The 6,200-nt window shown below is 75.3% G+C and carries 7 protein-coding genes and 1 riboswitch; of the genes, 3 read left to right on the top strand and 4 right to left on the bottom strand.

Annotated features, from left to right (window positions below; genetic code table 11):
* Positions 1-93: 93 nt before the first annotated feature.
* Positions 94-236, top strand: a riboswitch (SAM riboswitch).
* 199 nt (positions 237-435) lie between these two features.
* Positions 436-1,149, top strand: coding sequence for an IclR family transcriptional regulator (locus tag ABZ885_RS33430; protein WP_360197136.1), 714 nt, complete (start codon positions 436-438; stop codon positions 1,147-1,149).
* 40 nt (positions 1,150-1,189) lie between these two features.
* On the opposite strand, the gene ABZ885_RS33425 is transcribed toward ABZ885_RS33430, so the two are convergent.
* The 4 genes from ABZ885_RS33425 to ABZ885_RS33410 form a co-directional block, all read right to left on the bottom strand.
* Positions 1,190-2,470, bottom strand: a complete 1,281-nt coding sequence (locus ABZ885_RS33425) for an amidohydrolase family protein (protein ID WP_360197133.1) — start codon at positions 2,468-2,470, stop codon at positions 1,190-1,192.
* A 131-nt stretch (positions 2,471-2,601) separates the two neighbouring features.
* Positions 2,602-3,132: a GNAT family N-acetyltransferase gene (locus tag ABZ885_RS33420; RefSeq protein WP_360197130.1), complete on the bottom strand. Its 531-nt coding sequence runs from the start codon at positions 3,130-3,132 to the stop codon at positions 2,602-2,604.
* Between the two features lie 64 nt (positions 3,133-3,196).
* Entirely contained in the window at positions 3,197-4,264 is a 1,068-nt protein-coding gene (tsaD, locus tag ABZ885_RS33415; protein WP_360197127.1) for a tRNA (adenosine(37)-N6)-threonylcarbamoyltransferase complex transferase subunit TsaD, read from the bottom strand.
* A 117-nt stretch (positions 4,265-4,381) separates the two neighbouring features.
* On the bottom strand, positions 4,382-4,861 hold the full coding sequence (locus ABZ885_RS33410) for a flavin reductase family protein (RefSeq protein WP_360197124.1): 480 nt from the start codon (positions 4,859-4,861) through the stop codon (positions 4,382-4,384).
* A 144-nt stretch (positions 4,862-5,005) separates the two neighbouring features.
* Between ABZ885_RS33410 and ABZ885_RS33405 the strand changes: the two genes are divergently transcribed.
* Positions 5,006-5,491, top strand: coding sequence for a DUF4231 domain-containing protein (locus tag ABZ885_RS33405; protein ID WP_360197121.1), 486 nt, complete (start codon positions 5,006-5,008; stop codon positions 5,489-5,491).
* A 61-nt stretch (positions 5,492-5,552) separates the two neighbouring features.
* Complete coding sequence (locus ABZ885_RS33400; protein WP_360197118.1) at positions 5,553-6,179, top strand: hypothetical protein; 627 nt, start codon at positions 5,553-5,555, stop codon at positions 6,177-6,179.
* Positions 6,180-6,200: the final 21 nt, after the last annotated feature.

Here is a 6,200-nt window from a genome sequence, read left to right as displayed (position 1 = left end):
CCGTCGGCGCCGCCGGCCGGACCGCGCCCGTCCGCGAGGCAGGACCGGGGGACGTTTGGCGGGCCGCCCGGGGAATCTTGTATGGTTCCTCGCGAATCATCCAGAGGGGTGGAGGGACCGGCCCTACGAAGCCCCGGCAACTCCCCGGTCGATCCGGCGTGCGAAGTACGCGCCGTGCCGTCCGGGATCAGTGCCAACTCCGGCCTGTCGCCAACGTGGCGCGGGAAAGATGAGGAGACACGGTGCTCTCTGTGCTGTCCTTCGCCCGGGCGCTTCCCGCCCCGGCCCTTCCGCGTACCCGTCTCGTGCCCGGCGCAGGCATCCGGCCGACTTCTCCGGCCCGTCCTCGCTGACCACCCCCCGCTCCCCGCGGGGAGCCTCCCTGGGCGGAACCCACCCGCCGCTCACGGGAGTTCGAGACTGGAGTACCCATCCATGGAGACCACGAGCGGCGTCGGCGTGCTCGACAAGGCCACCTCGATCCTCGGCACCCTGGAGGCCGGACCCACCACCCTGGCCGGACTCGTCGCCGCCACCGGCCTGGCACGGCCCACCGCCCACCGGCTCGCCGTCGCACTGGAACACCACCGCCTGGTCGGCAGGGACCTCCAGGGCCGGTTCGTCCTCGGCCCGCGGCTCGCGGAGCTCTCGGCGGCCGCCGGCGAGGACCGGCTGCTGGCCGCCGCCGGCTCGGTTCTCACGCACCTGCGCGACGTCACCGGAGAGAGCGCACAGCTCTACCGCCGCCAGGGCGAGGTCCGCATCTGCGTGGCCGCCGCCGAGCGGCTCTCCGGCCTGCGCGACACCGTCCCCGTCGGCGTCACCCTGCCCATGAAGGCCGGCTCCGCCGCCCAGATCCTGCTCGCCTGGGAGGAGCCCGAGCGGCTCCACCGCGGCCTCCAGGGCGCCCGGTTCACCGCCACCGCCCTGAGCGGCGTGCGGCGCCGCGGCTGGGCCCAGTCCGCCGGTGAACGCGAGCCCGGGGTGGTCTCCGTCTCCGCGCCCGTCCGGGGCCCGTCGAACCGGGTCGTGGCCGCCGTCTCCGTCTCCGGCCCGATCGAACGCCTCACCCGCCACCCCGGGGCCCACGTCTCCCAGGTCGTCGTCGAGGCGGCCAACCGCCTCACCGAGGCCCTCCGCCACCCCTGACCGGCCCGATCCCCGCCTCGCGGCCGGTGACGGGGCGGGGTCAGCCGAGCTCGTTCCTGTGGACGACGCCGTCCTTGACGATGAGGTGCAGGTTGCGTTCGGGCTCGGCGAGGACGGACAGGTCGGTGGTCGGGTCGCCGTCGACGACCAGGAGGTCGGCCCAGGCGCCCGGAACGACGACCCCGAGCGGCGCCGCGCGGTAGGGGTCGCGGCGGCCGGACAGGCGGAACAGTTCCGCGTTGCCGGAGGTGGCCATCCGCAGGGCCTCGACCGGGCGGAGGTACTTGCCGAGCCGGACGAGCATCTCGGTCTGCCGGTGGGCCTTCCCGGGGTCGAGCACCAGGTCGGTGCCGAAGGCCAGCCGGACGCCGTGCTCGCGGGCCCAGCCGAAGGTGCGGTCGACGCCCGCACACACCTCGCGGTTCTTGCGGTCGCTCTCCGGCGAGGCGTAGTGGTGGTCGTCGGCCTCGAACGGCTGGGTGCTCAGCCACACGTTCCGCTCGGCGAGGAAGCGGATGGTGTCCTCGTCGGTGAGGTGCCCGTGCTCGATGCAGCGCACCCCGGCCTCCACCGCGCGGCGCACGCCCTCGGAGGTGTAGACGTGCACGGTCACGTAGGTGCCCCAGTCGGAGGCCGCGGCGACCGCCGCCTCCAGTTCGGCAGGGGTGAACTGCAGCACGTCCAGCGGGTCGAACTCGGAGGCGACGCCGCCGCCGGCCATCAGCTTGATCTGTGCGGCGCCCTTCCTCAGCTGCTCGCGCACCGCCGCCAGGACCCGCTCCGGCCCGTCGGCCACCCGGGTGAACCCGATCTGTTCGGTCCGGGCCTGCGGCCCGCCCAGGGCGGTCGGGGTGTCGTGGACGCTCCCGAAGTCGCCGTGGCCGGAGGTCTGGGAGACGGCCGCCTGGCTCGGGTAGATCCGCGGGCCCGGGAACAGCCCGCGGTCGATGGCCCGCCGCAGCGGCTCGGTGTCGCCGGCCAGGTCCCGCACCGTGGTGAAGCCGCGCATCAGCATGTCGCGGGCGGCGGCGAGGGCCTGGTAGTAGACGGTGCCGCTCGGCCCGTGCTGAAGGTCCGCCATGGTGCTGCCGATCGCGAACAGGTGGACGTGCGCGTCGGTGAGCCCGGGGATGAGCGTGCGGCCCCGGCCGTCGATGACCGTCGCCCCCCGGAGGGTGCGCGGGAAGGGGTTGCCGAGCACCACCTCCGTGATCCTGTCCCGCTCGATGCGGACGTGCCCCGGCACCGCCTCCTCGCCGAGCCCGTCGAAGACGCGCACGTTCACCACCAGCAGTCCGGCGCCGGAGCCGTCGATACCCATGCCGTCATCCTCGGCCGCGCACGGGGCGGCGACCAGGCGGTTCACCCGGACGGAGGAGCGCCCGCACCCTGCCGCGAGCCGGACGGGGCGTCAGGACGCCATCAGTGCCTTCCGGACGGCACGCGGGGGGACTACCACGCGGCCCCGCGTGCCGCCTCCCGGAGGGCGGCCGCCGGTGCGCCGGGGTGATGGGGGCCGAGCAGCACGACCACGCCGTCGGGGTGCGGCGCCGGGCGGGTGACCGGGCGCCAGCCGTGCCGCAGGTAGAAGTCCAGCGGCCCGCCCGCGGCCGCCGTGGTGAACAGCCAGACCCGGCCGCCGGGCGCGTCCGCGCCCACCGCGTCCAGCAGGGCCGTGCCGAGGCCCTGGCCGGCGTGGTCGGGGCGGACCGCCAGTTCGTCGACCTTCAGGGCCCCGCCCAGCAGTTCGCGGGTGCCGTGCGCGCCGAGGCCTGCGCCGGCATGGCGGTAGGAGCCTTCGGAGGGGAAGGGCTCCGGCGTGGTCCAGGCCGTGGCGAATCCGACGAGCCGGCCGTCGGTGCGGTGGGCGGCGGCCGCCGTGAACCCCGGCCGGCCGGCGTCCCGGCCCAGCCGGACCAGGAACTCGTCGGCCGTGTGGGCGGGTTCGTTCCACGGCGGCCGGCCGAAGGCCTGCGCGTACACCTCGCGGACGTCGGCGCCCGGCCGAGCAGCGCGGCCGGCTCCACCCGGCCCACGGTCACCGCGGTCATGCGACGCGGGCCGGGGTGAGCGGGCTGAGCGTTGCGTACGCGAGCGGGGCGGACGGGTCGACCGTGAGGTTCATCGGGGAGGGTTCGGCGCCGGCGCGGACGAGCAGGTCGCCGAGCGCGGCGATCATCGTGCCGTTGTCGGTGCAGAGCCGCAGCGGCGGCACCCGCAGGGCGATCCCGGCGGCGGCGCAGCGTTGCTCGGTGAGGGCGCGGATGCGGGAGTTGGCGGCGACGCCGCCGACCACCACCAGGGTGCCGATGCCGTGGTCGGTGCAGGCGCGGACGGCCTTGCGGGTGAGCGTGTCGGCGATGGCCTCCTGGAGGGCGGCGGCCGCGTCGGGGACGTGCGGCTCGCTGCCGGCGGCGCGCTGCGCCTCGACCCAGCGGGCGGCGGCGGTCTTGAGACCGGAGAAGGAGAACGCGTACGGCGGGTCGTGGGGTCCGCTGAGCGGGCGGGGGAGGCGGACGGCCCGGGGGTTCCCGTCGCGGGCCGCCCGGTCGATGGCGGGGCCGCCGGGGTAGGGGAGTCCCAGGACGCGGGCGACCTTGTCGAAGCACTCGCCGGCGGCGTCGTCGAGGGTGTCGCCGAGGTGGAGGACCGGGTCCCGGGCGAGGTCGCGGACGAGCAGCAGCGAGGTGTGCCCGCCGGAGACGATCAGGACGATGCAGGGGTCGGGCAGCGGACCGCCGTCGAGGGTGGCGGCGGCGACGTGCCCGGCCAGGTGGTGCACGCCGTAGAGCGGGACGCCGAGCGAGAAGGCGTAGCCCTTGGCGGCGGCGAGCCCGACCTGGAGCGCCCCGGACAGGCCCGGTCCGGCGGTGACGGCGACGGCACCGACGTCGGCCAGGGTGAGCCCGGCCCGGTCCAGTGCCTCCCGGACGACCGGCGCCATGGAGTGCACGTGCGCGCGGGCGGCGATCTCCGGCACCACCCCGCCGAAGCGGGCGTGCTCGTCCATGGACGAGGCCACCGCCTGGCCGAGGAGGACGCCGTCGCGCACCAGGCCGGCGCCGGTCTCGTCACAGGACGACTCGATGCCCAGCACCACCGGCGACCCCGTCATCGGCCACAGCTCCTTCTTGCGTATCAGATGCAAGTGCATCATAGAGGCAATAAGGGGTCGGGCCCGGACCGGGTGGGCGGCCGGATCGACAGGGACCGGGCGGAGTTCGGGCGGGGTTCAAGCGGGGTGGCCGGCGTCGATGCCGGAGACGTCCCGGTAGGACAGCACCGGGGCCGCGCCCGTGGGCGGGGCACCGACGGCCGCCGGCGCCAGCAACAGGCCGGTGTGGTCGCCCCAGTCCGCGCAGTCGATGACCCGGCCGACGAACCACGCCGCCGCGTCCGCGAGCACCGGCACCCCGTACGGCCCGTGGTGCCAGTCCACCCGGGCGAACTTGTCGGTGTCGTCGCCGCTCCGGCCGCCGAACAGTTCGGCCAGGCCGTGTCCGTGCGGCAGCAGGTGGACGCCCAGCGCGTCGGCCGCGAGAGCCGCGTCGTAGGTGTGGTTCGCCTTGGAGATCCACACGACGAACCGCGCCGGGTCGATGGAGCACTGCCCCCCGAACCCCACCAGGCACCCCGCCGGCGGCGGCCCGGGAGCGGTCACCACGTACACCGGGTAGTCCAGCAGGCCTGTGAACGCGTCGAACTCGCCCATGCCTCCAGCGTAGGGCCCGTCTTCGGACCCCCGCCTGCGGACCGCCGCGGTCCTTCCCCCGCCGTTCACCGAACGGGTGTGCGGCGTGAGAGCCTACGGTCCGGAGTCGCAGGTGTTGCGCACGGTGGAAGAGGCGGGGGAGAGATGGGAACTGGCGGGCTCGTGGGTGCGGGGCCGGCTCCGGCGGACACGGCCGGGCACCTCCTGGAGAAGATCCGGGAGGGCGGCGCGTACGCCCGCGCGAGGAAGAAGCGTTTCCGCCGGGCCTCCTCGGCCCTGAAGGTGCTGACCCTCGCGCTGTCCGCCGCCTCGACGATCATCCTCGGCCTGCAGGACCTGGACTTCTGGGCCGGCCTGGGCTTCGCCCTGGTGGCGCTGGTCACCCTGCTGGGAGCCGTCGAGTCGTTCTTCAACTGGCGGTCGCGGTGGGTCCTGATGGAGGAGACCCAGTACCGGTTCCGGCGCCTCGCCGACGACCTCGAGTACCTGATCGCCTCGACGCCCGCCGACGAGCTCACGCACGACCGGCTCCGGCCGGTCTTCGACGCCTACCAGGACGTGTGGGCGCACCTGAGCGACCGTTGGCTGCAGGAGCGCCGCGCGCTGACGGCCGCGCCCGAGAGCCGGTGAGCCGCGCCGCCACGTTCCCCGGGTGACCGCGTACGGGCGCCCCGTCTGCGACCATGCCCGCATGGACACCGAGACGCTCGTACGCACCCGCCGGGCCCTGCACGTGGTGGCCGAGCTGGTCCTGGCGGGGCCGCAGTACCGGGACAGCGGCACGATCCGGCTGCGCGCCTGCGCGGGCGGCTTCGCCACCTCCGCCGAGCCGCGGCTGCGGGTGATCGGCGCGGAGCTGGTCGCGGCCGGGCAGGTGCTGTCCCTCGAAGGGACGACCTGCACCGCACTCGGTGCGGCCCTCGGGATCACGGTCGGCGCTCCCGCCGGGCTGTACCAGGACGGGTCGGGCGCCGCCGGCGAGCACGTGGTCGACGCGGACCCGTCCGCCGCCCGTTGGCTCGCACACTGCTTCGCACTCGGCGACGCCGCCCTGCGCGCGCTGTTCCCGGACGCGGAGCCGGTGATCTGGCCCGAGCACTTCGACATCGGGGTGACCGCGGACGAGGTGAACTACGGCATCTCGCCCGGTGACGCCTTCCAGCCGGAGCCGTACGCGTACGTCGGCCCGCACACCCCGCGGCAGGGCGCGTTCTGGAACGCGCCGTTCGGCGCCACCCGGACGATCCGTGAACTCGGCGGCGCCGGCGGCACCGTGGCCTTCCTGGAGCAGGGCCGCCGGCTGGCTCGCGACGCCTGACGGACCGCGGGGGCACCGGCG

Source organism: Kitasatospora sp. NPDC047058 (assembly GCF_040643935.1).
Taxonomy (GTDB): domain Bacteria; phylum Actinomycetota; class Actinomycetes; order Streptomycetales; family Streptomycetaceae; genus Kitasatospora.
Note: the sequence above shows the minus strand (reverse complement) of the source record. Positions and strands in the feature narration are given on the sequence as shown.